This is a genomic window from Tychonema sp. LEGE 06208 (assembly GCF_015207505.1).
Taxonomy (GTDB): Bacteria; Cyanobacteriota; Cyanobacteriia; order Cyanobacteriales; family Microcoleaceae; genus Microcoleus.
Map to the genome: position 1 here is coordinate 1 of NZ_JADEWT010000060.1, position 26013 is coordinate 26013.

Consider the following 26013-nt stretch of genomic DNA (forward strand, 5'->3'; position numbering starts at 1 on the left):
GAGGGGGAGAATGGGGGAGAGGGAGAGCAGATTGTGATTGTTGGGGGTGAGGGAATTGGACATCACAAAGCAGGTGGAGGAGCGGCAATCTATGATTACGCTATGCGGCTGCTGCGATCGAATCTGAGCAGAGAACTCGCACGGGGAGAAAAAATTACTGTCACCCTGATTTTGCCTTCAGGGCGGAAACTGGCCGCCCGCACTTCTAACGCAGCTTTCGGTGTGGTAGAAGGACTTTCGCTGCTGGGTACAACGGGCATTTCTCAACCGCTGAGCGCCCCCGGACAGTTGGAAGTTTATCGCGAACAACTGCAACAAAAAGCCGAACTGTTTGACACTTTAGTTTTCTGCATCGGCGAAAATGGCTTGGATTTGGCGCGACAACTGGGGATCGATCCGCAGCGGCTGGTGAAAACTGCTAACTGGCTGGGCCCGCTGCTGGTAGAGGCTGGATTTCAGGGCGTGCGATCGATTTTGCTGTTTGGCTATCACGGTAAACTGATGAAATTGGCGGCGGGGATTTTTCACACTCACCACCACCTCGCCGATGGGCGCAGGGAAATTCTCACAGCTTACTGTGCTAAAGCTGGAATGCCCGCCGATGCCTGTTCCGCGATTTTTTCAGCAGCGACGGCCGAAGAGGCTCTCGGGCAACTGCGGGCTTTGGATGGGGCAACTGGTAGCAATTGGGTCGATCGAATTTACGGTGAGATTAGCCGAGAAATAGACTTGCGATCGGCGGATTGCATTTTTACTCACACTAACCAGCGTATTCCCGTGGGCTCGGTGATGTTTGGGCGCGATCGCAAAATTATTGTTAAAAGTGACATAGGAGATACATTTTTGACACAAATTTGTTAATGTAGTGTGAATATCCCGTAATTCTTTGTAAAAGATAGCTCAGGGATAATATTTAACAAGTAATAATTCTCAGTCCCTAGACCTTGATTATACTGGGTTGCGTCCTGAAGAAATTTCTGATGCAATAGTTTAATTAATTAGGGTAAGGCTCGAAGTAAATATATGCTTGTCGCAGACCCTATTAATTGACTGACATCGCTGACAGCAATCTAGTATAAATCTTATTTATTCCTAGCGACTAAGGGTAGCTCGCTTCCATCAATTTTGGACTCAAGCGGCGACCAATACCTCCGCTACATTCTGCCCAACTAGCAATTAGCAATTACGCAATCACCGTGACTACTCAAATAGAAACTGACTCTGACCTCACAAACTCTTCTCTGGGGCAAATAGACCGCCAAATGATCGTGATTCTCGACTTCGGTTCGCAATATTCCGAACTGATTGCTCGCCGCATTCGCGAAACTCAAGTATATTCAGAAGTTATTTCTTACCGCACTACTGCAGAACAGTTAAAAGCGATCGCACCTAAAGGAATTATTCTGTCAGGAGGGCCGAGTTCTGTATACGATGAAAGAGCTCCCCAATGCGACCCGGAAATTTGGAATTTGGGAATCCCAGTGCTGGGTGTTTGCTACGGGATGCAGTTGATGGTAAAGCAACTCGGCGGGACAGTTGAGCGGGCTAAGTTGGCGGAATACGGCAAGGCATCGCTATTTATTGACGATCCTACGGATTTGCTGACAAATGTCGAGGAGGGCAGCACGATGTGGATGAGCCACGGAGACTCCTGTAGCGAGTTGCCGTCGGGTTTTGAGATCCTCGCTCACACGGACAATACTCCGTCTGCTGCTGTGGCTAACCACGAGAAAAGTTTGTACGGCGTTCAGTTTCACCCAGAAGTGGTTCACTCGATCGGCGGACAAGCTTTGATTCGCAATTTTGTTTACCATATTTGCGAGTGCGAACCGACTTGGACGACAGCTACTTTTGTCGAGGAAACTATTCGCGAAATTCGTGCCAGGGTGGGAGATCAACGAGTTTTGTTGGCTCTATCCGGTGGGGTTGATTCTTCGACTTTGGCTTTCTTGCTGCACCAGGCGATCGGCGACCAACTCACTTGTATGTTTATCGACCAAGGGTTTATGCGGAAGCAGGAACCGGAACGGTTGGTGAAATTATTTCAAGAGCAATTCCACATTCCGGTGCAGTACGTTCAAGCTCGCAGTCGCTTTTTGGCTAAGCTTGAAGGTGTTACCGATCCTGAAGTAAAACGCAAGCGGATCGGTCACGAATTTATCAGTGTATTTGAAGAAGAATCGAAGCGCCTCGGCCCTTTTGATTACCTCGCCCAAGGTACTCTTTACCCAGATGTGATTGAATCTGCTGACACGAATGTAGACCCGAAAAGCGGCGAACGAGTTGCTGTTAAAATTAAAAGTCACCACAATGTGGGCGGGTTGCCTAAAGATTTGTGCTTTAAGTTGATCGAACCGCTGCGAAAGTTGTTCAAGGATGAGGTGCGAAAAGTCGGCCGGTCGATCGGGCTTCCCGAAGAAATCGTCAACCGACAACCTTTCCCGGGCCCGGGATTGGCGATTCGGATTATAGGAGAAGTTACCGCAGAGAGACTAAATATTTTGCGAGATGCTGACTTCATAGTTCGCCAAGAAATTAACCGCCACGGATTGTACGGCGAACTTTGGCAAGCTTTTGCAGTTTTGCTACCGATTCGCAGTGTAGGGGTGATGGGCGATCAGCGCACCTATGCTTACCCGATCGTTCTGCGATTTATCACAAGTGAAGACGGGATGACGGCTGATTGGGCGCGGGTTCCTTACGATTTGTTGGAACTGATCTCGAATCGGATTGTGAATGAGGTTAAGGGGGTGAACCGGGTGGTTTACGATATTACTTCTAAGCCGCCTGGTACGATCGAGTGGGAGTGATACTATTTTCGATTTTCGATTTTTGATTTTCGATTTGGATAGATGCCGTGTGTAAGTCCTGTGTTAATTACAGGACTTACACAGAAAATTTATCTCTCAACTGCGTCGCCCCGAACAAAGTTGAAGGGTCAACTGTCAACTGTCAACTGTGTTGCATATGGTGACTACTCCTCTATTATTAAATGCACCCCGAGCGATCGGCGAAAAACGGGTAATTTTCCACAACTTGAATTGGCAAGCCTATCAGCAAATTGTCCGTGCAATTGGCGAGAGTCGCTCTGCCCATTTTACCTACGATCGCGGCACTTTAGAAATTACGATGCCTTTAGAAGAACATGAATTTTACCGAGAATTGATCGGACGTTTTATTTATTTCTTAGTCGCTGAACTCGGTTTAAAAATTAAAACGATGGGTTCGACAACGCTCGATCGGGAAGATTTGGATCGGGGTGCAGAACCGGATAATGCTTACTACATCCAGAACCAACCGCTAGTGGCAGGAAAAACGGTAAATTTGCAGCAAGATCCGCCACCAGATTTAGTAGTAGAAATCGATATTACGCACACAGATATCAAGAAACTGGAACTTTATGCCAGTATGGGAGTTCCTGAATTTTGGCGTTTTAACGGGCGGGTTTGGCGCATCTATCAACTTCAAGGCGAAGAATATCAAGAAGTTGAAATTAGCCCGACTTTTCTCCAAGTTCCCAAAATAAAACTCTATGAATTTCTAGCCCAAGCGCAGGAAGATGAGGTTGGCGCAGAACAAACTTTACGGCAATGGATACGTCAAGAAAATGAACTAGATAGAACTTAGAACGAAGAGATACTTCAAACTCTGTTTAATTGCGATCGCTCGTTTCAGCATCCAGCAGCAATTCGCACTGTTGAAACACGTAATTGATAACGGCAAAAAGTTTGTCTAATTCTTGAATCGTATAAAACATTTGATTGCGAGTAAAAACATTAGATTTGAGTTTGCCAAACTGCCATACTTCCCCATTAGATACAATTCCAAATATTTCTTGCTCTGAATTTTCATTTAGTCGCTGTGCCGCAATCATTTCAGCCAAACACTGCGCCCATCCATTTTCAAAGTTATCTTGTTTGGCTTCAACTAATAGAAAGTAAGGTTGTTCAAAAACAACTTTTCCTAATGAAGAACGTTTAGCTAAAATATATTCAGGAAATCCTGAAAGATATTGGTCGCAGGTGAGAGATTGATGGCTCACAAAACAAATCCGCTGTAATAGTGCTTCCAAACTTCTTTGAGCACTGGATAAATCAAATTTTCGCCAACTGCCAATTCAGAATTGTCAACCACTCCTTCTCGCATAGTAAATTCCAAATCTTCTCGAAAATAATCGGAGACATGAAACTCTGTTTCTACTATGAAATTTGATTCGGTGTAGGTAACTTGAAATTCTTTGAGGACTGAACTGACGGTTTTGTAAGCGCTGGAGGGCATAATAACCTCCAAAATTGAGGTGGCGTATTTTATAGAGATGATTTTAGCACGGGGAAAGGGCGATCGCTTTTGATAAGATGGGGTAGTGGAAGAAGTGGCTGTATTAAATTGTGCAACAATCTAGAAATTTTTGACGAGTTGCAGTTAAGCTCGTTGGGATAAACGACAAACAACTGAGGTAAAACTCATGGTAAAAATTCAAGCGATCGCTTGGGCAACAGTTTGCACTTTACCGCTTTCTTTATCTCTATCGTTTGCAGCTTGGGCAGACAAACCAAACCAGCCGTGTCAAGCTAATTTAGATAGCAGTAAGGGAATTGACGACGAGGTGAACAACTGTCCAATAACCGTGGGGCAGTTTTCGATTCGGGGAACCTTTTCTAACTCAAAGTGGCAAGCTTCTTTTTGGGCGTGGGAACCAGCTTATTACATCCTTTACGTTAAAAACGAACAAGATGGTAGTAAGATTAACCTAACAGGTTTTGATGTTAAGGGTACGACAAGCAGACCGCAGTACCGCTTCACCGATCGCGATCGGGGTATTACCTATATTGTAACTTTCCAATATTCAGACCGGAACGCGATTCGATTGGAAATTTATAAAAATAATGTGGCGATTGTCAATGAATTGCTAGTACGGGAGTCAGACAAACTAATCGGCGGGCCGTGATAAAAATTCGAGCGATGTCTTCTGTTGAGGTTGTGGTTTAGGCGAATTAGTCAACCTCTCACTCTTGTTCAAAGCTAACACCTTCATACAGCAGGTCGATCGCACATTCAAACTCAATGCTTGCTAGGGCGAGATCCTCTCCAGCTTTATACACATAATATAGTAAATATAGTAGCCGTTTTTTGCAAGTGCATAAGATAGGCGATCGTCCTTGGTGAGATGGGTGGGAGAGGGGCGATCGCTTTTAGTAAAAAGAGCGATCGGGCTACTCCAGACGATCGTATTTTTTGATATTGCCATTTTTTACCTCTGTAATTCTGAGTTTTACAATATCTCCAATAGCAAATGAAACAGACTTTTTATAAAAATCTTCTGTCTTCCCAAGCTTTGAGCCATAGACCTCATAGGTAATCGTAGTCTTGGTTTTTTTACTGTCTATAACTTTAGTTGCAATATCTAAAACTTTAGCTTCTACAATTTGACCATCAGAAAATTTATTAGCGTCGTCAGATTGAGAAACTTCTGTAGCTGATGAAGTGGTCATGATGGATGATTCCTGGTTGTAGGGATGTATAGAAGCTCGTAGAGTAGGGCGATTATTTCCTTGCTTTTGTATTATTACCTGCAATGGTGTAGGTAGTACGCGCCGAGTTTTATACTCATTCGGATCGCCGTCTAATGGTTGTTTTTGGCGTTCAATTTCCATGTAACGTGTTTTATCTGTCGAAGGGCTATCTTGCCAACTCAGCATTGCTAAAAGCATTTGAATACGCTCAATATCCCTGAACTTTCCAGTCTGCCGAATCTTTTCTAGCACATAATTTTCAAAAAGTATTGGATAATCTAGGTTGTCTTCAAACTCTTCGCCAATTGCCCAATTAAGACCGTCGAATAAGCTGCTATAGCGTCGGTTGCGCTTGCTAAGATACAATTTTGACTCAATCTTGACTGCTCCCATTCCCAAAGGTTTTCCCATCCCTAATGACAGGCGATATTTTTCATTTTTAGCAATATCAAGCACCCATAATAACGCCCCAAGTTCTACATGAGTCAAATTGTCAAAGTAAATAGTGAATTGAAAATCAACTCCAGGCTTTATTGGCTTAATTTCGGTTTTTTGCGTATCCGAAACATGATTGGGATTTTCATGTTTAATTGCCGGAGATGAGCCTTTATGCCAGTAGAGCTTGTGTCCGCGGATAATAGTGTCTTCATCTGGCTTACTAGCATAGTGTTTCAAATCGTTTTTAGCATGACTGGTTTGAACTAAGTAGTGTTGAAAAGTGGTTGGTTTAGGACTGGCAAGAATCTTAGGTGTGATTGTGTTGCCAGTTAACCATATATCGTCACGGGTAGTTTGTTTACAAATGGCCTCACTGATAAATACTCTCCCACAACGGGCTTTGGCTTGTTCTTCTCCTGCTTGTTTATCTTTAATAAAGCCAAAAATAGCATCAGCCAAGTCTATTTTATCAGACTTACCTAAACCATAAGGAATAAAATCAACTGCTGAAGCAGCTTTTCCATCACCTTGATGAGAATATGGAATGCGAAAATTAGGACTGTGACCGAATAAAGTTATAACCTTTTCATTTTGTTGTGGCTGACAGTAAAAGATAGGCAAACTATCTTGTAAAACTCCTAAATTACTATCAAACGGATTCGACTTTTGAAAGTCAGTAAGTGCATCGCAGTAATGCTCAACAGCAATAGGGTCAATTTCTAGTCTATTTGGACTTGGACTCTGCTGAAATACTATACAATGATTGCGGCGGGTGGTTTTCTTAGAAGAGTCATCACTTTGTTTCATATTACCGCTGCTGACTAACATCCCGTTATTCATTGGATGAGTATTAGGCGGGCTAACATCCTCTGCGAAATAACGGTTATTCTTGTTTTTATTGATATTCTTAAAGCTAACGGGGATGTGCTGAGGTAAATATCCCGGCTCATCCATTTTGATTAATTTAGGAAAATCAACAGTTGACAAATCTTCCTCTTTAACCCAAGCAAATGTAACGCCTTTGAGAGATTTTGCTGGACAAACAAACCAGCGCTCGCCTTCTTTTTTTAGATAACCAGCCTTGACCTTTTGAGGATTTATATATTTCTTGTATGCTTGAGCTAAAGAATCATCATTTTCAGTAGTAGCAACGGCCCGAAAGAAAAAATGTTGCCGATCCGATACTCGCTCTATCTTGCTAAAACTAATAATTTCAACAAGCGTTCGTAGCATTCCGCGCAAGCTACTACCAGGAATGACAGGCTGTTGAGTTTCAGCAGTTGGATTGGTGTAGAAGAAGTCTGGCAAGTCTTTAGCTTCTTTGCCATCTTTAAATTCTTCTGTCGTTAATCCGCAGCGAATGTATAGAGGTGATGAAGTAGTTAAAGTACAGTCAATTTTTCCCGTGTGACGCTTTGGATCGTAGCAGTTGCTTTTGGGCAGATAATCTTCAGTCACTTCTACCACTCGATCGGGTAGTTCGACAAAATTGTAAGGCGCGATCGCCTGCCGATTTTCTGGTATTTGTCTCAAATGTTTAGGAGCCATAGTAAATCCTCAATATTTCTAGTTTTTCTGAGTTTTTAAATCAACAAGACGGCTGAGATATATCCGAGCTATACCTGTATCATCAGAAGTAATGTAGTGATGTACAAGAAGACGAACCGGACGTTTTTTCCCATCTTTATCAAAAGTAATACCTGTTAATGGTACGGCGTGTCTGAGTCCCTGAGAACCATCAGAAAGTAAGGTAAAGCCTTCTCTCTCTTTTCCATGCGTTCCATAGAGAATTTGGGTTTCTGTGATTTTATCCTCTTCTGACTTACCAATGAAACGGCATTTCCACTTCACTCCACTCTGCCAAAGGAATATTTCACCATTTTTACCAAATACACGACATTGTTGCAATGTCAATAACCGTAGCTTGGGAAAGCAAACATGAAAATTAGGTTTGTGAAATATCTTTTCAGCAGTGGTGAGTTTCCAATTATTTAACTCATCAAAACGACCCCAAATTACCCCATCATCAGCATGACCTAACAAATAAGGTAGTTGATAAGACTTGGCTTGCTCCTCTAGCCAACTGCATAACTCATCGTCATTAACGAATTCTTTAGTTTGAGATGAACAATCCATCGCATCCTTCATACCTCTACCTCCTTCCCTAAATGTGCTAACAATGCTTTGACAAATCTTTCTAGCGTATCTCTAACTGATTCTCCCGAACCCCCTTTATCAGCTTTATCGATAATGTGCAATGTTCCATTTTCCTCAAAAATTTCCCATTGTTGTGGATTTTGTGGATGATGATGTATTAAGTCTGCCTTGATTCCTTTTAAACGTCCTCTGCCAATACTGCTTTCACCCCCCACAGGTAAATCACTCGTCCACAAATCTTTCAGCAATAGTAACAGCAAGCCAATTTCATATTCATTCGGGTTACGCAACTCTAACTCAATACAGACACGAGTTTCATCACCACCAAATATAGGTTGTTCGTCAAATAATGCGCCGTGATATGCACCTCCTGTAAAACGGTCGATCGCAATCCGATTTTGTACTAAGTCAGTTGCATCTTTGATAACTTTCTCGTGGACAACCAAACGGCTAGCTTGAGATTGCTTACCAATCACAAAACCAAATAAATTATCAACAATCGGCGAGCAACTACCCAATGTTTTGACAATACGCTCTGCTCTATGGCGTAATACTCCGGCTAAACTTGTACCGGATAATACCGATTGTGACTCGGATTCGTTAGGTCGATGAGATTTCAAGTGTACGACATCCGGGGCGCGTCCAGTTGAGTCTTGACCGGAACGGATGAGGAGAGAACCGACTAATTTGAATTCGGCGTGGATGAGGAAGCGATCGCGCTTATCCTTCTCATTCTCTAATGATACTCCCAGAGTAGTAGCAATTGATGAATAAGTTTCGCGATCGGGTAATAAACCTGTATGCCAATGTTCAAAATTTAACCACGCTGTGCGATCGCCCGCATCTTCCAAGTTAAAGCTCCAAAGCTGCCATTCTTCGACATGACAGCGACCAAAACCGCGCCGCTTTTTCATGCCAATCCCAATTTCACCTTTTTCTAAGCCTTGTAAAGCCCATGCTAAATCATTAATTAATGCTTGCTGTTCTGCAGAATTTTTATCCTTCTCTACCAGTAATTCAAAGGAAAGTGAAAATTTTGTTCCTGCCGCTAACAGTTCCAAATCGTATTTATGACCTGGTTTTGCCGTGCCAGTTATGGCTTCAATTTCTACACCATCTCTTAATTCCACAGTGGGAATAGTGCTGCTGATAGCATCATTGATAATTAATGGACTTTGTTCGCCATCAGGATCGCGACGAGTACCACCAAATAAGCGAGTAGCCCGATCGCCCTTTTGTTCCTCTACACCGTATCCGTGTTGGTACTCCCGCAAATAGTTGCGCAAAGCACCTGCAATCGATGCACCAGTTAAAAGCGCACAATCGCTCACACTATCTCTCAGCAATGCGATATCCGTTGGACTATCTGCGTCACCGCTTCCCAAGCAAGTCGGCGTATCTAAGATTAACGTACCCCGTACAATGATGCGTTGGGCGATCGGGCGGTGACAGCGATTTAGACGTTCTTGAGTCATCATTTTTTCTCCTTAGTTGCCTTCTTCGCTACCGCCATAATCAGCCGCAGCGTGTACTTTTCAGCTAGCTTATCTTCTCTAGCGCGATCGTCATCAAACTTGCGATCGATATCAGCAATTCTTACTTCTATTCCATTAATCCAATCAGTTGGGTTGCTCAACCACTCATCTAGCTGTTGTCTGAATGATTTATCGCCAATTTTTGTGCGCTCAAATTGATTCTTCGCCTTCGATGGTAAATTATTTAGCAGTGAGACAACTAAACTAAAATCGCCATTGGAAAGTCCTTGTCGTGCAACAGACTGTAGTCGTGATAATTGACTGTTACTAATGCCTTCTTGCAAAGTTAAATATCCTACTTTCTTTTGCAGTGCTTCCTCTAGTTTTTGTTCTAACAATCTTTGTGTCATCTGTTCAGCTAAAAGACGCGAACCTTTTTTCAAGGAAGTAGAGCTACTAAATGGCTGAGCTAAACTGACTGTAAACTTTTCATATTGTAGCCAATTGATAGCAATTCGTCCAAAACCATCTTCTCTTCTCTCTCCAATTCCCTGAGCTTCAAGTTGTTGAATTTGTGATTCATTCATCTTAAGACCTTCAAAAACGATCGCACTGCCTGCAGCCAATGCTGGCACTTGCGGTAAAGGCAATCCCCATTTACGGTTAAACCCACCAATTAAAGTGCTACCAGCGAAAATATTGCTAGGTTCAGGCAATGAGATATTTAACACTTCCTCGACAGCTTGTTTAATTAATATTGGATCGGCTACAGGTTGACCATCTTTGCTTCTCAAAAGTGTGTCGCTCAGAAGTGTAATTATTAACTGCTCCTGATTTTCACGGTCTTCTGCTGGAACTCCAATTTCATTCCAATCATTAAGATTAAGAGGTTTTGCATCTATAATCTTAGTATGTCCGTATCCAGCACTTTGAGAACCGCCTAACCAGATGTTTGGTTCGGTGACTAATAACATCTGAATTGCGATCGCGTCTCCATCTTCGCAGAGGATGACTGATTGAAATGTTTGTCCCGCATCTAGGGCATCGTAGCGGAAGATTTCACCTTGATTGTCTGTAGAACGTCCTTTTTGGCGATCGCGAAAATTATGAATATTAATCCGCCGCTTGTCTTTGTATAAATTAACTACTCCACCTTTCTTAGTCCAAAAGTATTCACCCACAGATTTAGGATTTTCTGGATCTTCTCCTCTCTCAATACTGAAATCATAGACAGTTATAGGCGAATCCTCCTTAACTTCTGCATCCTTATCCTTGAACCAAGATAAAGGCAGAGGAAGAGTGCGTTGCGATTGCTTTTCGTAACTCAAAAGGTAAGCATTTAAGTAGCGCGTACTGTTGGCATCGAAGAACAATCTCTTCACTTCTTCATTGGTTAAATCAAGTTCTGACAAGTGATGCTGCCTCATGTAACGCCCAATAATTGCACCGCGAATCATACTGCCCGGAATGTAAGAGTACGATACATCGCTGTTGGGATCGCCTTGAAATGAAGTAGCGAGAATTGGTTGCTGAGTATGTAATGTTAAAGTAATTGCTTTCATGCAACTTTCTCCTTAATTTATTTTGCAAAATAGTTAGCATAGTGATGCGTAATGTCATCACCGTTTGCATCATCATGTAACGTACATTGGACGTGACCCCGACCTCGATTGCGTCCGCTACCCAAGCGCCGAAGTGCCAACGCACCAACTGCTAAAAGCGATAGCATTTCATCACTTGGCATCTTCTCAAAAATTAAGTCAGCCGTGAAACAAATGTCGCGCAAAACTACGCGAAATGAACGCAAACTCCCCTCATATGGTGTACCGGATTGTGGGTCTATAGAAGTTTGACGGCGGATAGTTGTTAGCGAATTAAGTACCTCTGTTTTTGTTAACTTTTTTTCATCATTAATCTGGAAAGCAACAGCTTGACGTAAATCCTCTGGCAAACAAGCATCACCTACATGAACTGCACCCATTGTCCCTATGGTACTGCCCAATGTACCGAACAAATTGCAAGCAACTCTTTCCCAAGATGGGCGATGATTAGTCAATATTGCAATTAAGTTATCGCTTTCTTCGCTCAGCAATCCCTTGAGAGTGCGTCCCCGCAAGTAAGGAAAACCAAAAGGATCGTGTTCGACTTCTTGGTCAATTAAACCTGCGACTCCATCTCCCCGCCCAAAAGTTGTATCACTCAGCAGTTTTATTTTCAGTTGATAAATTGGCATCTGACTCCTCTTTTAATGAGATATAAAATTCCATCGCTTCAATAGCATCAAAGTAACCACAAACTCCATTTAGCCAACCTTTCTCAGCTAAATCTTTACTTTGACCGCTAAATTCTGGAAAAAGAGGTAGTTGCTCATGTTTTATTCTGTAGTTTTTGAGAAACTTCTGAGTTGCATCAATTCCTTGTCGCAGTACATCCCTTAAAGCAATCACCTTATTATGACGACCGTTCCATTCCTCATCTTCATTGAAGTGTTTGACTACTTTTGTGAAGCCCTCCCAAGTACGCCAATCGCTATCGATTTCTTTTTTCAAACTTACAGGTCGCATTGATAAACTACCTGCGGGTACTTGAAATTCGCGATCGCGAATTTCAGAAATCGATCCACTTAAGCCACTGGCTGCTAGATGCCAATCCAAAGCTGAGAAATCTCCTTTGTCTTCATCTTTAACAAATTTTTTAGCTTTTCGGCACAAATCTTCGCTAAGTTGATAAGCGCGTGCAAAGGGATAATGAGTTTTGACAACACAAATTCCTGCACAGGCTGTGAGAGGATTTTTACCATTTTCATTGCCTACAACTAGCTTTTTCTCAAATTCTTGCAAAAAAATGGCGGCGAGTTCTAATCCCAATCTTCCATCACAAACGAAGGTAATGTCATCACCACCGTAGACTAGAGGACGGAAGGGCAAGTAATTATCTTTGATCTCAAACTTACCCTTGACTTTTCTTTTTCCATCGGCATCTACCTTAATTGATTTAACCAGTATCTCTACCACTTCTTTCAGTGCATTAATACCAGCCTGATTGACGCTGTGGGATAGTTGGCGCATAGCGATAATGTAGTCTCGATTACACTTATCTTTGCCAAAATTTTGAAACCGTTTACCCATACCATTGCCATCAGCATGAACTACAGCAACATAGCTAGAATCTCCTTCTGAACGACCCATTTTGTCGGTTCTTAGAGGGAATTTATAGGAATCTAAAGCAGAGGCAAACATTTTTTGCAGCTTATTGTTAGCTTTAGAAACAACTTTGAGTTTTGCATCAATCTCTGTCGAAATAAGATAGGGTTCATCATCCTCAAATTTTTCGCTCATCTTTACGGCAACTAACTGAGTCGATCGACAAGTAGCTGTCACACCCAAACCTAGCAATGGTGCAGAGGGTATACGGCTGCGCTTTTTGGCATCCAAGTCATTTTTCATCAAATTCTGAACGACATCATATAGAGATTGACTATCCCAATCAAATTCTTGATGAACAGCTACAAGATTAATTCCTGGGGCATCTTCTAGGATTCGCTTGCTCAAAATCTTAGTAAATTGCACGGCATATTGCTTGTCTGAAAACAGCAATACTGTATTACCGCCACCTGCATAAACTAATTCAGCAGCTAGTCCATCATCTTCAATGTATGGTTTTGCATCTGGTTGATGTTTTTTAGGATCGAATGCGTAAACTTTTCGATTTATATCTTGGCGCGCGAAGGTATGTAAAGCTTCTCTAGCCCAGTCATCTGTTGCCTGAGAAACCAGGTAAGATGCACCAATATTTTCGCGCAGGCGGTTGCTACCGAAAATGTAGGGTTGAATTCCAGTGGTGTCTAGTACAGTGACAGTAAACTTTTTCATCTTGCATCCTTATCGTTTTGTTTAATCCATTCTCCAATCCTGCTCGCTAAATCCATTAGATCGTCCCGTCCAAATACAGCAATCTTTTTCTCATCTAACACTGCTACCTCTGCTTTGAGAGTATCTGGTTCGTCAGTACAACAAATTAAAGCAACTCTCGCTTCATCACCGCCCATTTGTCGCGCTCGCAAGTAGGCTTCAAATAGCTTATTTTTGCACAAGTCTCTTTTGCTGGTTGTTGAAACAGATATCGCAAAAAGCTGATAGCCTCGTGTAAACGCTACATCAAATTCAAATCCGCTTCTAGTTCCTTTAAGAGGAACTTCAAAATTAAGTCCATAGTCCTTGATGGAATGCAAATCGGCAATATTTTTGACTTGCTGTAAAACATAATGCTCTAACCACAACCCATCCAGGTATTTACAAAAATGTTTTATTTCCGTAAAAATTCCTTTTTGTTGTACTACTTGTAACGATATTTTATCATCCGGTGTAACCAATTTTTCTCTTTTTAGGTATGCAATGACTGCTGGTGGTGCTGTTTCGAGAGATACCGATAACTTCTCTAACTCGGACTTGCTTTTCCAATCACCATAATTACTATTTTTCTTCTTACGTGCATTTTCACAGAATACTTTGTAGTACCAATCAAACCAATGCTTTGCTTTATCTTCGTCCTTAAATATTTCCGCAAGTGTGGCGGCTAAATCGGGTAATCGCGCTTCTTGTGTAGGATTGGCTTTTAACTCTAAACTGTGAATTTGAAAAAGTTTTGCAAGTTTGACTGGCAGCACTTCTGGTTTAACTTTGATCGGTTTGATGGGAGTGTTCTCGCTGTCTATGCACATCTCTAGCTTGCGCGGGTCAAGATAGCTAAACACAGTCTGGGGACGCTCTTTGCTAAAAACTGCTCTGTAAGCGTGTACAGCCATCGCCTTCGTACCGCCCGTATAATTTAACCCAATCTTTCCATCCTTGATAGTTTCTAGCTTAGAGCGAATTGCCTTTTGAATCTGATAGGCATCAGCTTCGCCATCATTTAGTGGCACAAGTTGAGCAGTCTTTAAACCAATTGGTTCGCTACTCAATATTGTTTGCAGACGCTTGGCTGGCTTCTCTGTACCAGTCGTATACACAAGGTAGGGCGTACCTCCTGGATTTAACAAAAGTCTCGCAGCCACATAGTTAGGCAAAGGATTCTCGCCAACCAGCAAAAATAGGTGGTCAACTTTGTACTTGTCGAACTCAGATGTACTCATAAAGCCTGTTTCTCCGTCTTTTTCAACTTTGTCACGCCGATTATGGCATCCTATAGGAAGACCCCCCTTCCGTTAGCCCTTACGCTATAAAAACACAACACCAATCCCTCAAACCCACCGTGAACCAAACCTTTGGCAATCCCCCCAACCCCAAGATTTTACAACAATTAGCCAACGGTTCCCTCGACCAAATGCAAAATCTGACCCGCGCCATCAGGTTATGGGTTTTGTTAACTTGGCTGTACAGCGACGAAGCATATAATGCCCTGGCAAATTCCTTCACCTATGCCGATTGGCGCGCCGCTTTCTTTGGCGAGAATTACAAAGATGAAAAGCAAGCAGATATTGCCAACTATCCAGAGCCAAATTGCGCCTGCAACAAAACAACCAAACAGTGGTTGATCGAATGGGATGTGCCTGTAAATGAGTGGCGGCACTCTTTACAAAAACAGCTCGCAATTTCCGAGATCGATTTAGACGAACTTTTGGCAGAAAAATTATTCGCTCAAGTTCGCAAATCTCTGCAGAATGATTTCGATTTGCTGGTGAGTCGGAATTTGCTGCAACTAATAAATGATGCTCCGGGCCGAAGTAAGAATTATCGCCGAGTAGAAACAATCCCGTCAATATTCGATCGATCGGAAAACTCCAATACAGAGAGCAATTTGAATTCTAAAGCACAGATTTATCTGGATATGTTTAGTTTTCTCGATCCGAGTTTGCCTTTGTTGGCGGAACAGGTTTTCGCAGCAGGAGATGAAGATAATCACCGCGTCTTTTTGTACGTTGATTATCTCGTACCCGAATCTAGCAGCCTAGAAGATGCTGTCGATCAATTTCAGAGCGAATTGCAGGAAATGTGGGATTCTCAAAATATCGCTCCTTTGCTATTAACTTATCGCAGCGCTCATCAAAATCTGATTAAGGAGTGCGTTGTTTATCCTGTTTGTATTTACTTTATGGAACGAGCTAAATATTTGTGTGCCTACGGCAGCACTCCCAAAGGTGATATCAATTGGTACAAATATCGGCTCGATCGCATTATTTCTAAACGCATAGAACCGCTAGATTGGCAAGATACCCGCATCCCCCAATTACTCAAGGAAAAATATCAGGAAAATAACCTGCCAACTCCCAAAACAGTTAACGATATGTTAAAGGAAGCTTGGGGCTGCGATTTTTATAAAGAAACCGCGCTGATGGTACTGCGGTTCGATCGCGCTTTCGCTCAATCCTACCTGCAAGGAATCAGCATTCACCATACCTGTAAAGCCATAGAGTACGATCGCGCCGCCAGATTAATCACACAATACACTCCCAATCCAGAAGAGCGATCGGCACTTTTAGAAATCCTCCAGTCTCGCCCAACCGACGATGCTTACTATCAAGTCACTTACCGAGTGACAGACTACTACCCGCTGAGGTGGTTGCGAGCTTTGGGCTCCCAAGTCGAAATTCTGCTACCTTGGGACTTGCGACACAAAATGGCCGTAGAAATCCAAAAAACTGCCAACTTGTACCAATAGTCTTTCGATCGATAATTATCAAATTTATTGTGGAAAACTTGCCTTTTCCTGTGGAAAACCCCCCTTTTCCTGTGGAAAAGCGCCACAAAATGAAGTGCGATCGCTTGAATCCGATTGATAAAATTTCAAAAAATCTAGGAATACCGATCGCCCAAAAAGGCTTTCTTGCTCAATCCCAGAGTCTGCTGTTGGCTGCCGGTACAGCCTAGATATTTCCTCCTTCCTGCATCCTCTTTCCTGCTTCATTCTCTCCAGAATCGTAGCTAATTCGATCGGACTCGTAAGCCGGAGGCTCGACGTGAATTAAGATGCGTACAGGGCTGAAACGTTCTTCCAAACGGGCTTCTACTTCTTCTGTAATCTGGTGAGCAGTTTCTACATCAGCCGCATTCACAATCATGTGCATATCAATAAACACTTGACGCCCGATCGCACCGCGAGAGGCGATCGAGTGACAGTTGACAACACCCGGTACATCCATTGCGATCGCGTGGATCGCTTCCGGGGCGATCGCCATTTCATCCACCAACCAAGGCAGATTTTCCCTTAAAACTTTCCAACCGCTGCTAAATACCAAAACAGCCACAGGAAAAGACAAAAACACGTCTAGGGATTGCAATTGAGGTATATTCCAAACCTGCCCTTGCCAAACACCAATCAACCCAGCAATTACCATAATTGTCACCCAAACATCGCTCATCGTGTGCTGAGCGTCAGCCACCAAAATCGCGCTACCGAGACGTTTCCCAACCCTGCGCTCGTAAAAAGTGACAAAAATATTAATCCCCAGTACGAGCAGCAATATCCACAGTTCATTTGGGGATATTTTGACAACTGTGCCACCTTTGAGCAACCTTTCAACAGCGCCGCTGAGAATTTCAAAACAGGCAATTCCCAGAAAAACAGCTATTCCCAGAGCTCCGAGAGCGTCAAATTTCTGGTGTCCGTAGGGATGATCGCGATCGGGCTGCGGATTGGCATAATGATTAGTTACCAATCCTAAAATATTATTAGCGCTGTCCGTGACGCTGTGCAAAGCATCTGCCAGCAAACTGAGGGAACCAGTCAGCCATCCCACGGCTGCTTTAATTGCCATCACCAGCAAATTTAGCAATAAGGTAATTATTAAAACCTTGCGGATTTCGGAACGGTTATCGGCTACCATAAAATCTCCTCGATCGGCCATCAAGTGTTATGGCTTCTAGTTTAAAGCCGATCGAGCGATCGCAAATTAAAAGTATTGTAGAATCTAGGTTGCGGTTAGATTTACATTCATTAATTTTGCCCAGCTTCTTGAGACAAATTGTAATTAATAGCATTCTCGCAGTCCAATTTAGCTGGCAGGTACTTCTTTTGGGTTACTATATCTTTTATCATTAACAATTGTATGTTAAATTTCATTGCCCATGTCTCTTTCTCCCCTGACACTGAATTTAATTGAAGGTTCTGTTTCCTTTAGCTTTTCCCCGCAAGCCGCGCGGGATTTGCAAAGCGAGATTGCAGCTTTGATGGAAAGCTTGAAAGCTGTAGCAGCCAAAACCGCTGGCGCTAAAGCTTCTCCCCAAAAACCGATGGAATATCGGTATGCGGGGGATGTATTTTTGGAGGTTTTTTGCAACCCGAATATCTGGCCAACTCCTTTTGCTGCGAAAGTGCTGATTACGGTTAGGGACGATCGCGTGCGCGTCACCACCGAAGCCGAACTCAGCCGCCTGCGCGACGATCTCGCTCAGTATATCGAACAAGTCGGTTGAGATGCTGCAACGTGAAACCCGCCGATTTGTCAAGGTTAAATGCCCATTATAATCATTGGGTTTTGGCTTCAGTAGGGTGCGTCAGCTAGGGTTCTTTTATCGATAATTGATAGACTCTCTTCTGACGCACCCTAGGACTAATTGGCTGAATAAGGTGCGTCAGCTAGGTTTCTTTTATCGGTAATTAAGAGACTCTCTTCTGACGCACCCTAGGACTAATTTCTAATTGCTAGTTTTAGTTTTTTGTCAGGGGATAGCTATCCGCCGGCGAAGCCGACCATTCCCACATTGAACCTGCATAATTCTTAGCATTAAATCCCAAATTTTTCAAGACACAAGTCAACCATGCAGACCTAACTCCCCCAGTACAATAACTCACAATTTCCGTTGACTGCGAAACTCCTTTCTGCTGCAACATAGCGACAATTTCCTCGCGTTCCAGCAGTTTTCCCTGCTTGTTTGTCAACTCTTTGTAGTAGAGATGCACCGCACCGGGAATGTGACCGCCCCTGGTTTCTCCGTAAGGCGTTTTACCTGCATATTCTCGCGGTTCCCTCGCATCAATCACTGCTAAATTAGCATTGCCTAAAATAGCTTTTAAATCATCTCGATTGATTTCTCTATTCGAGCGGCGAGATACAATAAAATCTCCTGGCTGCGATGGATGATTTGTGCGGTTTGTGCGATCGATTCCAGCTTTAACAAAAGCTCGATATCCTCCATCGACAAACACAGCTTTTTCGTGTCCCAAAGTTCGCAGCATCCAAACAATCCGCCCGTCTTCGCCCCAGCCTTTCGCGGAATCCGCAATGACAATGACTGGTTGGTCTTGACAAATTCCCAATGCTTGCAATTTTTCTGTTAAAACTGCATCATCTTCGATAATTTTACCTTGGTGCGGAAAGTCGGAACAGGCAAATTGCTGCCAAGTTACGGGAATAGCTGGCGGCAGACGGCAAAACCACTTTAACACAGGTTCACGAGCATCCAGCAGAGTAGCTCTGCCTGACAGCAATTCCTTAGCAATATCTGCGCTAACAATCCAATTATCTGCTAAGTTACACATAAATTAAAGATAGTTTACTTAACAATTTTTGCTGTTTTAGCAGCACAGTTTAAAACCCCATTAGTATTAATGGGATTGGCTGGTTTAATCTTGCCATTAGCTACATTTACACACAAAATTGTTTGCCTCTTGTTGCCTACTAAAAAAACTCCTCCCACAAAACTTTTAAAATTAGCTTGGTTCGACACTGCATAATTAAATACAGCTTTGTTTCCGGTATTAATTGAATATTTGTAATTAACTGTGTCAGCTTTAATGCGACCTAGACCTAGATTGGCAACAGAACTTGTAAAACCCGTATTGTTTGCATAGTAGGCTTGCTGACCTTTATTCATCGCTGCCACATATTGTTTAGCTGCTGATTCCTGAGCTTTCAAGGTTGGCGACAATTGAGCCTGAGCGACTGTAGCAAAAACAACTGGCAAAGTTATAGCTGCGATCGCAACTTTCCTCTGCCGATTGCGACAGCTACGAATCCGGCTTGTAACATTGCTGCAAATTTGAGTCGCGCTAGGAAAACAGAACTGCTGTGTCCTAACAGTTGTTTGGCGTTCCCCTAAAAATTCTCCCTCAATCTTTCCCTGAAATTTATCGGCAAACCTACTTGACAAAAGCGGGATTATTTGCAACAACTTTGCGTGAATAGAGCGGGTGAGTAACATACAATTAAACTAATTGTTTTGCTTGAAACTGTTTCAACTCTCCAGGAGCAACCGTGCCGTGTTCCGTGATAATTCCTGAAATTAATTCGGCCGGAGTTACGTCAAAAGCGGGATTGTAAAATTCTACACCCTCTGGACAAATTCGCGTAGTTCCAACTTGATACATTTCCACAGCATCGCGTTCTTCAATGGGGATTTGGCTGCCGTCTGAAAGTTCAAAATCAATTGTTGATAAAGGTGCGGCGACAAAGAAGGGGACGTTGTGAGCTTTGGCAACAATTGCTAAACTGTAAGTACCAATTTTATTGGCTGCGTCGCCGTTAGCAGCGATTCTGTCTGCACCGACAACTACTGCGTGAATCATGCCGAGTTTCATGCAGTGGGCGGCCATATTGTCGGCTATTAATGTGACGGGAATTCCTTCTTGCACGCATTCCCAAGTTGTGAGTTTTGCACCTTGGAGACGGGGGCGAGTTTCGTCTGCAAAAACTCTGCCGAGTCTGCCTTCTCGCCAAGCAGAACGAATTACACCTAATGCTGTTCCGTAACCTGCTGTAGCTAAGGCACCGGCGTTGCAGTGAGTTAGTAAGTTCAATTTTTCGGGTGTTGCTGGCAGAACTTCTAAGCCTTTGTCGCCGATATCTTTGCAAGTTTGCAAGTCTTCGGCTTGAATGGTTTTGGCCATTTCTAACAAAGTTTTTTGGATTTGTTCGACGGAACCGCTAGTTTTTTCGGCGGTTTTGAGCATTCGGGATATCGCCCAAAACAAATTAACGGCTGTGGGACGAGTCGATCGCAATAATTCACCAACTTGTTCTAGTTTAGCGAGAAATTCGGTGCGATCGCCCGTTTCGATTTCCCTCGCGCCCAAATACATCCCGTAGGCTGCCGCTACGCCGATCGCCGGAGCACCTCGGACTATCATAGTTTTAATCGCCTCAGCCATATCTTGAGAGTGGCTAATTTCGACTACACCGTATTCTTGCGGCAGTCGGTTTTGGTCAATTAGCAGAACTCGGTCTTCTTTCCAAGTGATGGGGGAAACTGGGGAGTTTTGAGCTGTCATCGATTTCAGTTATGTGAGGGACAAGTTTCTATGATGCCATGAAGGCGACTATTTCTCTATATTATGGGTGACAGGCTGGATTTGCCAAAATCGTCCCTACAATCTTAGAATGCTATTTAATCTCAAATAGACTTGCTGCATAAATTTTTGATTGATGGGTCCTCTGATGTCCGATCGATTGACCGCAATCAGATTCGTTCGTAGTTCGGACTTAAGTCCTCCGCCAAGCAAGCGTATGCAATTCCGCACTACAAACCTTTTTTTGTGACGATGGTCTGTTCCTTTAGTCCGATCGCTATAGATAACTATCTGCCTATATTGCGCTTCATGCGATCGAGTTCTTCCTGAGCTTCCCAGTGTTGAAACTTGTCTTCGAGAGGGTCTGCAGCATTAAAACTGTTATAATTATAGGTTTGATTCCAACCCTTGGTATCCCAATTCTGCTCTGCTTTAGTAGTAGTTTGAGCGGCCGCGGCCACAGCCGCTTCCGCTGCTTTTGAGCGAACTTCTTTTCGCCGCAATTGAATTTGGCGGTACAGTTCTTTTGCTCTTTCAATTCGTTCTTTGCAGCCCTGCATTTGTCCCCAGCGCTGATTTCCCTGACGCAGCAAAGCCGCTTGTCGCTCTTGGGCTGCTTGAGCTAAATCCAGCCTTTGAGCTGCTTTAGCTTTGTTTGCTCGATCGTTCCAGCGCTGAATTTCTTGGGCGGCCAAGAGAATTTCTGCTTGCAGTGTTTTTTCTTGTTTCTGGATTTCGAGAATCAGCCGCAGAGTATCTTCTTCTTGTTCCTTCAGTTGTTCTTCTATTGCTTGCAATTCCAGATGGGGATTGCTGCGTAAAAATTCTTCTAATTTGGTTTCTAGAAAGCGGCTGAAATCGTCAAATAAGCCCATTTTTTATAATTCCTCAGTTATTAGTTATTGGTTATTGGTTATTGGTTATTGGTTATTGGTTATTAGTTATTGGTTATTGGTTATTGGTTATTAGTTATTCGTTATTCGTTATTCGTTATTGGTTATTAGTTATTCGTTATTCGTTATTCGTTATTCGTCATCAATCATTAGTTGTGGCTTATTATAGCCTTTCTTAAAAAGATGAGGTGCACTCCTATTCCCTGAATATCGGGACTTTACAGCCTTATTACATACCTCATTTATCTGATAAATGCTATATAACTGTTTTCAACCTTTGTGAAGTACAGCCTCATAATTGCCAATTACCCATTACCTTTTTCCCAATTACCCATCACCAACCCGTAACAGATCACTGATGACTGATGACTAATGACTGATGACTGATGACTAATGACTAATGACTAATGACTAATGACTAATGACTAATGACTAATGACTAATGACTAATGACTGATGACTAATGACTAATGACTAATGACTAATGACCTATTAGAACTTTTGACCGACAAAAACCGATCGCACATCTCCGCCCTTGCGGATCACTGCTTCTTGATTTTTGATTTCTGCCAGAGTCCAACCGCTAGCGCCGATGCTTTCGCCCACATAAATTCTGCGGGCTACGCCGTCTACTTCAAACAAAGCAGCAGATCGATCGCCCAACTCCAAAATTCCCACCAGCGTGTGCGCGGAAGTCGAGGCGCTGCTGACTGCTGGTGCCGATTCCCTCGCTGCTGGTGCCGGCGCAGATTGGCCTGCTGCTGGTGCCGGTTCGGTTTCGCGAGCCAAAATCTTCGGCTGGGGAGCCTCCGACTGGGAAGCGGCCACGGGACTTCGATTCCCGGCTGCTGCGATCGCCCTACCCGAGACTGAAGCAGCCGACGAGGGAGAACCTGCGACGGTTTGAGGAGCCTGAGTCACCGTCACCTGAGCCGGAGGAGCCGGAGCCACCGTCACCTGAGCGGGGGGAGGGATGACTACGACTTGGGGCGCGGGTGCTCCCGGCTGGGCGGCGACTTGTTCTAGGGCATCAGCGATGCGGTTGACTGCTGTCGAAAGACCTGCGGTTGGTGGCGGCGCGCCGGAAATTGCAATGCTCGGCAGCGTTCCTGGTGTGGCGGCTCCGGGAACTCCGGCAAGTTGCGATTTGGACTGGGGTGCTTTGTTTTGTTCGATTGATACTAGCGAGCGCTGCGCGTATTCTACAAACTTCGTGTCTGGTGTTGTTTTGCCGCTTGCAGTTGGCGTTTCTGGTGCGGGGGCGACGGCGGCGGGCAAGCGTACCAGTCCAGACTTGCTGGCGAGCCACAATCCCATGACTAAGAGCAGCGATCCAAATGCTGCTCCCAGCAGGATTTTGTCGAAGGATTGTTTAGACTGCTGTTTTTTGGTTGTTTCTAGAGCGACTTGGCGGGCGAGCGCTTCTACGTCTTTTTCGCTAGCTTGCGGAGACTGGGGTGTCAACTGCGACAAAACTATTTGAGGTACCGAGATCGATTTGAGCGCCACGAATTCTGGTCGTGTCGGCTCGGCTGGCAGTCCGCCGCTGCCGTCGCAGGCTCGATCGACTCCTTCAAACAGTTCGTCCATCAACCGATCGGCATAGGACTCAACTGCCACTGCTTCGGCTGGAACTTTTTCGACTGTCGCCACTACGGCGATCGGATCTGACGTTGATTCCAAAGGCATCTGTTTGGCGATTACTTTTTGAGACATAGTTTTCTGTTGGCTCCCGCTCGACAACCCTGAGATTGTCTGGTTCAGACTTCTACAAGATACTTGTGATGTTGACCAATTCTTTGCTCAGAACAGGTCAATTGTAGCTTAACCTCACCATATTTTAGTGGTCAATCAATTTACTTTGCCCGATCGACTTTTGTTGTACTTACTTTTGGGCTTTTTGACGCTTTTTTGCTACCGAGCTTACTAAAGCTGACTGCTTATACACTTTTAACCATATTTGTCAACCCCGTTTAGCGGTAATTCGCCGATTTTGACAGAAAACTTGAATTTGATGATAGAGGCTCGTAGTGCGGTGAAGTCCGCACTAAGAACCGGGTTGCGCGTGGGGACACGATATCATGTCTTGTTACCAAGTCAAGCTACAGGTTTGACCAAAGATTCTGTTGCTAATCTATCTCAAATTTTGACTGCGGACAAAACGTTTTTAGGGGAGCGTGCGGGAGTGCTACCAGAATCTTGACAAGCACAAACAGACGAAGGATTGCGATCGGTTTTGTATCTATAGTAGCACTGCCCAAAATTAACCCACCAGTTCCGCCAATTCCAACCAGCGCTCCGTCGCCCGATCGATCTCTTGAGTCAATTTCGCCAAACGATCGGATAATTTCTTCACCTCAGCAAACCCGCTCGGAGCATTGTCAGACAAAATCTTCTCAATCTCTGCTTTCTCAGCTTCCAACTGCGGAATTTTAGTCTCTAACTGCTCGTATTCCCGCTTATCATTAAACGAAACTTTGGTGGATTTTGAAGTAACAGCTTTGGGTTTTGAGTTGTTAGATGCTGCAGTGCGTGCAAGTTTTTCTTTTTCTTTTTGTTCTTGCACTTCCTTGGCTTCTTCAGCTTTCTTATAGTCCAAATACACCGAGTAATTCCCTGGATACAAACGCAAATTGCCTCCTGGTTCCAAGGCGAAAACCATGTCAATTGTGCGATCGAGAAAATAGCGATCGTGGGACACCACAATCACGCAGCCGTTAAAATCTTCGAGATAATCCTCCAAAACCGCCAGAGTTTGCACGTCCAAGTCGTTTGTCGGTTCGTCCAAAATCAGCACGTTGGGCGCACTCATCAGCACTTTCAACAGAAATAATCGGCGCTTTTCCCCGCCGGAAAGTTTGTTAATCGGCGCATACTGTTGGTTCGGCGGAAACAGAAACTTCTCCAACATTTGAGAAGCGGTAATGATTTCTCCATCCGCCGTTTGCACCAACTCGGCTACACTTTTCAAGTATTCAATAACTCGCTGGTCTTCGTTCGGCGTCAAATCCTCTGAATGTTGGTCGAAATAACCGATATGAATGGTTGTGCCAATTTCGACAGTACCAGAATCCGGCTGAATGCGTCCGGTGATGATATCCATCAATGTCGATTTTCCCGCACCGTTGCAGCCAATAATTCCAATCCGGTCTTCGGGAGTGAAATTGTAGGTAAAATCTTTAATTAAAGTGCGATCGCCGTAAGCTTTACTGATATGCAGTAACTCAATCACCTTCTTACCAATCCGGCGGCCCGCTGTGGCAATTTCGACTTTGCCGTTGGCTGTTTTGAATTCCTCTGCGCGCATATCTTTAATGCGATCTATCCGGGCTTTTTGCTTGGTACTGCGAGCCTTCGGCCCTTTTTTGAGCCATTCTAACTCGCGCCGCAATACTCCCGAAAATTTGCGCTGAGTGCTGGCGGCGGATTCTTCAGCTAGGGCTTTTTTCTCCAAGTAATAAGCGTAATTTCCAGCATAATTGTAAAGGTCGCCGCGATCGATCTCCAGGATGCGATTGGTAACGCGATCGAGAAAATAGCGATCGTGCGTAATCAGCAGCAAAGCACCGCGATAGCCGTTCAAATAGTTTTGCAACCACTCCACAGACAGCGCATCCAAGTGGTTTGTCGGTTCATCCATCAGCAACACATCGGGCTCGGAAAGCAAAGCCGTTGCTAAGGCAATTCGCTTGCGGTAGCCGCCGGACAAATCGGCAATTTTCGCATGAAAATCCTCAATTCCCAACTTAGTCAAAATCAATTTAGCTTTAGTTTCCAAATCCCACGCATCCACCTGATCGATGCGTTCGGACACCGCAGACAGACGCGCCATTAACTTGTCTGTATCGCCTTTGCCGTGGGACAATTGATCGGAAATTTCCTCGTATTCGCGCACTAAAGCCATTTGTTCGCCGCTGTCGGCAAATACTTGCTCTAAAACCGTATGATTTTCCTCTAAATCGGGCTGTTGCGGGAGATAGACAATTGTAGACCCTGGATTGACCCAGCGATCGCCAGAGTCGATCGACTCCATACCGGCAATCATTTTCAGCAGGGTGGATTTCCCGGAACCGTTGGTGCCGATGAGTCCGACTTTATCGCCTTCATCGAGGCTGAAACTGGCATCTGTCAAGAGTTCCTTGATGCCGAAGTCTTTTTTGATCGATCGCAGAGTAAAAATAGTCATGAGTATATAAGATCGTTTACCTAACTTAGTTTAGCGCTGATGGGGATTTAAGCTTACTTGTGGTAATATCGACTTCAACTTGAAGCAAGGGTTGAGCTAGAACAAATATTTCAGGCTCTTCAAGCAAA

At 43.9% G+C, this 26013-nt stretch carries 27 protein-coding genes; 10 read left to right on the forward strand and 17 right to left on the reverse strand.

The genetic code is table 11. The features are described from left to right. From cbiD to IQ263_RS16550, 3 genes are all read left to right on the forward strand, one after another. On the forward strand, positions 1-861 hold an 861-nt coding region (gene cbiD / locus IQ263_RS16540; RefSeq protein WP_194068479.1), incomplete at its 5' end, for a cobalt-precorrin-5B (C(1))-methyltransferase CbiD. A 335-nt stretch (positions 862-1196) separates the two neighbouring features. Then, entirely contained in the window at positions 1197-2810 is a 1614-nt protein-coding gene (gene guaA / locus IQ263_RS16545) for a glutamine-hydrolyzing GMP synthase (RefSeq protein ID WP_333197560.1), read from the forward strand. Positions 2811-2967: 157 nt separating this feature from the next. Next, on the forward strand, positions 2968-3627 hold the full coding sequence (locus IQ263_RS16550) for a Uma2 family endonuclease (RefSeq protein ID WP_194009595.1): 660 nt from the start codon (positions 2968-2970) through the stop codon (positions 3625-3627). A 25-nt stretch (positions 3628-3652) separates the two neighbouring features. On the opposite strand, the gene IQ263_RS29870 is transcribed toward IQ263_RS16550, so the two are convergent. Continuing rightward, on the reverse strand, positions 3653-4042 hold the full coding sequence (locus IQ263_RS29870; protein ID WP_339384872.1) for a hypothetical protein: 390 nt from the start codon (positions 4040-4042) through the stop codon (positions 3653-3655). After that, on the reverse strand, positions 4039-4278 hold the full coding sequence (locus IQ263_RS29875) for a hypothetical protein (RefSeq protein ID WP_333197488.1): 240 nt from the start codon (positions 4276-4278) through the stop codon (positions 4039-4041). The genes IQ263_RS29870 and IQ263_RS29875 overlap by 4 nt, the downstream gene beginning before the upstream one ends. 187 nt (positions 4279-4465) lie before the next feature. Here IQ263_RS29875 and IQ263_RS16560 point away from each other — a divergent pair, with 187 nt between their 5' ends. After that, positions 4466-4948, forward strand: a complete 483-nt coding sequence (locus tag IQ263_RS16560) for a hypothetical protein (protein WP_194068481.1) — start codon at positions 4466-4468, stop codon at positions 4946-4948. Positions 4949-5071: 123 nt separating this feature from the next. Here IQ263_RS16560 and IQ263_RS16565 read toward each other — a convergent pair whose 3' ends face one another. The 8 genes from IQ263_RS16565 to IQ263_RS16600 are packed head-to-tail and all read right to left on the reverse strand — an operon-like array spanning position 5072 to position 14714. Further along, the gene (locus tag IQ263_RS16565) at positions 5072-5248 is read right to left on the reverse strand and encodes a hypothetical protein (protein WP_194068483.1); all 177 of its coding nucleotides are present in this window, start codon (positions 5246-5248) and stop codon (positions 5072-5074) included. Next, entirely contained in the window at positions 5214-7499 is a 2286-nt protein-coding gene (locus tag IQ263_RS16570) for a TIGR03986 family type III CRISPR-associated RAMP protein (protein WP_194068485.1), read from the reverse strand. The genes IQ263_RS16565 and IQ263_RS16570 overlap by 35 nt, the downstream gene beginning before the upstream one ends. A gap of 18 nt (positions 7500-7517) precedes the next feature. Continuing rightward, positions 7518-8099 carry a type III-D CRISPR-associated protein Csx19 gene (gene csx19 / locus IQ263_RS16575; protein ID WP_194068487.1) on the reverse strand — a complete coding sequence of 194 codons (582 nt, stop codon included), beginning with the start codon at positions 8097-8099 and terminating at the stop codon, positions 7518-7520. Next, positions 8096-9586, reverse strand: coding sequence for an RAMP superfamily CRISPR-associated protein (locus IQ263_RS16580; RefSeq protein ID WP_339384873.1), 1491 nt, complete (start codon positions 9584-9586; stop codon positions 8096-8098). The genes csx19 and IQ263_RS16580 overlap by 4 nt, the downstream gene beginning before the upstream one ends. After that, positions 9583-11145, reverse strand: a complete 1563-nt coding sequence (locus IQ263_RS16585; protein WP_194068489.1) for a hypothetical protein — start codon at positions 11143-11145, stop codon at positions 9583-9585. Before IQ263_RS16585 ends, IQ263_RS16580 begins: the two co-directional genes overlap by 4 nt. Before the next feature lie 17 nt (positions 11146-11162). After that, positions 11163-11816 carry an RAMP superfamily CRISPR-associated protein gene (locus IQ263_RS16590; RefSeq protein ID WP_194068491.1) on the reverse strand — a complete coding sequence of 218 codons (654 nt, stop codon included), beginning with the start codon at positions 11814-11816 and terminating at the stop codon, positions 11163-11165. Then, positions 11779-13455, reverse strand: a complete 1677-nt coding sequence (locus tag IQ263_RS16595) for a Cas10/Cmr2 second palm domain-containing protein (protein WP_194068493.1) — start codon at positions 13453-13455, stop codon at positions 11779-11781. Before IQ263_RS16595 ends, IQ263_RS16590 begins: the two co-directional genes overlap by 38 nt. Then, positions 13452-14714, reverse strand: a complete 1263-nt coding sequence (locus IQ263_RS16600; RefSeq protein ID WP_194068495.1) for a Card1-like endonuclease domain-containing protein — start codon at positions 14712-14714, stop codon at positions 13452-13454. Before IQ263_RS16600 ends, IQ263_RS16595 begins: the two co-directional genes overlap by 4 nt. Before the next feature lie 119 nt (positions 14715-14833). Here IQ263_RS16600 and IQ263_RS29880 point away from each other — a divergent pair, with 119 nt between their 5' ends. Together IQ263_RS29880 and IQ263_RS16610 are read left to right on the forward strand one after the other, a co-directional pair. Continuing rightward, on the forward strand, positions 14834-16240 hold the full coding sequence (locus IQ263_RS29880; protein WP_194068497.1) for a TIGR03985 family CRISPR-associated protein: 1407 nt from the start codon (positions 14834-14836) through the stop codon (positions 16238-16240). A 29-nt stretch (positions 16241-16269) separates the two neighbouring features. After that, positions 16270-16449 (forward strand): hypothetical protein, encoded by a 180-nt coding sequence (locus tag IQ263_RS16610; RefSeq protein ID WP_194068499.1) that lies wholly within the window; start codon positions 16270-16272, stop codon positions 16447-16449. Here the strand turns inward: IQ263_RS16610 and cdf31 are convergent. Continuing rightward, positions 16446-17405: a CDF family zinc efflux transporter Cdf31 gene (gene cdf31 / locus IQ263_RS16615; protein WP_194068501.1), complete on the reverse strand. Its 960-nt coding sequence runs from the start codon at positions 17403-17405 to the stop codon at positions 16446-16448. The two genes, IQ263_RS16610 and cdf31, sit on opposite strands and share 4 nt — an antisense overlap. 29 nt (positions 17406-17434) lie before the next feature. Here cdf31 and IQ263_RS16620 point away from each other — a divergent pair, with 29 nt between their 5' ends. Together IQ263_RS16620 and IQ263_RS16625 are read left to right on the forward strand one after the other, a co-directional pair. Beyond that, entirely contained in the window at positions 17435-17620 is a 186-nt protein-coding gene (locus IQ263_RS16620) for a hypothetical protein (protein ID WP_194009607.1), read from the forward strand. Between the two features lie 26 nt (positions 17621-17646). Then, a complete protein-coding gene (locus IQ263_RS16625) occupies positions 17647-17994 on the forward strand; it encodes a hypothetical protein (RefSeq protein WP_194068503.1) in 348 nt (115 codons plus the stop codon). A gap of 235 nt (positions 17995-18229) precedes the next feature. On the opposite strand, the gene IQ263_RS16630 is transcribed toward IQ263_RS16625, so the two are convergent. From IQ263_RS16630 to IQ263_RS16645, 4 genes are all read right to left on the reverse strand, one after another. Next, positions 18230-19060, reverse strand: coding sequence for a sulfurtransferase (locus tag IQ263_RS16630; RefSeq protein WP_194068505.1), 831 nt, complete (start codon positions 19058-19060; stop codon positions 18230-18232). A gap of 14 nt (positions 19061-19074) precedes the next feature. Continuing rightward, entirely contained in the window at positions 19075-19485 is a 411-nt protein-coding gene (locus IQ263_RS28605) for a type IV pilin-like G/H family protein (RefSeq protein ID WP_228050108.1), read from the reverse strand. Positions 19486-19726: 241 nt separating this feature from the next. Continuing rightward, positions 19727-20788 carry an S-methyl-5-thioribose-1-phosphate isomerase gene (gene mtnA / locus IQ263_RS16640; RefSeq protein WP_194068509.1) on the reverse strand — a complete coding sequence of 354 codons (1062 nt, stop codon included), beginning with the start codon at positions 20786-20788 and terminating at the stop codon, positions 19727-19729. Positions 20789-21093: 305 nt separating this feature from the next. Beyond that, a complete protein-coding gene (locus IQ263_RS16645; protein ID WP_194068511.1) occupies positions 21094-21681 on the reverse strand; it encodes a TIGR04376 family protein in 588 nt (195 codons plus the stop codon). Between the two features lie 5 nt (positions 21682-21686). Between IQ263_RS16645 and IQ263_RS29885 the strand changes: the two genes are divergently transcribed. After that, positions 21687-21878, forward strand: coding sequence for a hypothetical protein (locus tag IQ263_RS29885; protein WP_370589109.1), 192 nt, complete (start codon positions 21687-21689; stop codon positions 21876-21878). A gap of 313 nt (positions 21879-22191) precedes the next feature. On the opposite strand, the gene IQ263_RS16650 is transcribed toward IQ263_RS29885, so the two are convergent. Beyond that, the gene (locus tag IQ263_RS16650; RefSeq protein WP_194068513.1) at positions 22192-23415 is read right to left on the reverse strand and encodes a hypothetical protein; all 1224 of its coding nucleotides are present in this window, start codon (positions 23413-23415) and stop codon (positions 22192-22194) included. A gap of 244 nt (positions 23416-23659) precedes the next feature. On the opposite strand from IQ263_RS16650, the gene IQ263_RS16655 reads away from it, so the two are divergent. Continuing rightward, positions 23660-23902, forward strand: coding sequence for a type II toxin-antitoxin system PemK/MazF family toxin (locus IQ263_RS16655; protein WP_194068515.1), 243 nt, complete (start codon positions 23660-23662; stop codon positions 23900-23902). A 60-nt stretch (positions 23903-23962) separates the two neighbouring features. On the opposite strand, the gene IQ263_RS16660 is transcribed toward IQ263_RS16655, so the two are convergent. Continuing rightward, a complete protein-coding gene (locus IQ263_RS16660; RefSeq protein ID WP_194068517.1) occupies positions 23963-25885 on the reverse strand; it encodes an ABC-F family ATP-binding cassette domain-containing protein in 1923 nt (640 codons plus the stop codon). Positions 25886-26013: the final 128 nt, after the last annotated feature.

Coding starts and splice junctions, on each gene's coding strand:
- IQ263_RS16550 (WP_194009595.1), top strand. CDS start 2,968: ATGGTGACTACTCCTCTATTATTAAATGCACCCCGAGCGATCGGCGAA.
- IQ263_RS29875 (WP_333197488.1), bottom strand. CDS start 4,278: ATGCCCTCCAGCGCTTACAAAACCGTCAGTTCAGTCCTCAAAGAATTT.
- IQ263_RS16560 (WP_194068481.1), top strand. CDS start 4,466: ATGGTAAAAATTCAAGCGATCGCTTGGGCAACAGTTTGCACTTTACCG.
- IQ263_RS16565 (WP_194068483.1), bottom strand. CDS start 5,248: ATGGCAATATCAAAAAATACGATCGTCTGGAGTAGCCCGATCGCTCTT.
- IQ263_RS16570 (WP_194068485.1), bottom strand. CDS start 7,499: ATGGCTCCTAAACATTTGAGACAAATACCAGAAAATCGGCAGGCGATC.
- csx19 (WP_194068487.1), bottom strand. CDS start 8,099: ATGAAGGATGCGATGGATTGTTCATCTCAAACTAAAGAATTCGTTAAT.
- IQ263_RS16580 (WP_339384873.1), bottom strand. CDS start 9,586: ATGATGACTCAAGAACGTCTAAATCGCTGTCACCGCCCGATCGCCCAA.
- IQ263_RS16585 (WP_194068489.1), bottom strand. CDS start 11,145: ATGAAAGCAATTACTTTAACATTACATACTCAGCAACCAATTCTCGCT.
- IQ263_RS16590 (WP_194068491.1), bottom strand. CDS start 11,816: ATGCCAATTTATCAACTGAAAATAAAACTGCTGAGTGATACAACTTTT.
- IQ263_RS16595 (WP_194068493.1), bottom strand. CDS start 13,455: ATGAAAAAGTTTACTGTCACTGTACTAGACACCACTGGAATTCAACCC.
- IQ263_RS16600 (WP_194068495.1), bottom strand. CDS start 14,714: ATGAGTACATCTGAGTTCGACAAGTACAAAGTTGACCACCTATTTTTG.
- cdf31 (WP_194068501.1), bottom strand. CDS start 17,405: ATGGTAGCCGATAACCGTTCCGAAATCCGCAAGGTTTTAATAATTACC.
- IQ263_RS16620 (WP_194009607.1), top strand. CDS start 17,435: ATGGCTTCTAGTTTAAAGCCGATCGAGCGATCGCAAATTAAAAGTATT.
- IQ263_RS16625 (WP_194068503.1), top strand. CDS start 17,647: ATGTCTCTTTCTCCCCTGACACTGAATTTAATTGAAGGTTCTGTTTCC.
- IQ263_RS16630 (WP_194068505.1), bottom strand. CDS start 19,060: ATGTGTAACTTAGCAGATAATTGGATTGTTAGCGCAGATATTGCTAAG.
- mtnA (WP_194068509.1), bottom strand. CDS start 20,788: ATGACAGCTCAAAACTCCCCAGTTTCCCCCATCACTTGGAAAGAAGAC.
- IQ263_RS16645 (WP_194068511.1), bottom strand. CDS start 21,681: ATGGGCTTATTTGACGATTTCAGCCGCTTTCTAGAAACCAAATTAGAA.
- IQ263_RS16650 (WP_194068513.1), bottom strand. CDS start 23,415: ATGTCTCAAAAAGTAATCGCCAAACAGATGCCTTTGGAATCAACGTCA.
- IQ263_RS16660 (WP_194068517.1), bottom strand. CDS start 25,885: ATGACTATTTTTACTCTGCGATCGATCAAAAAAGACTTCGGCATCAAG.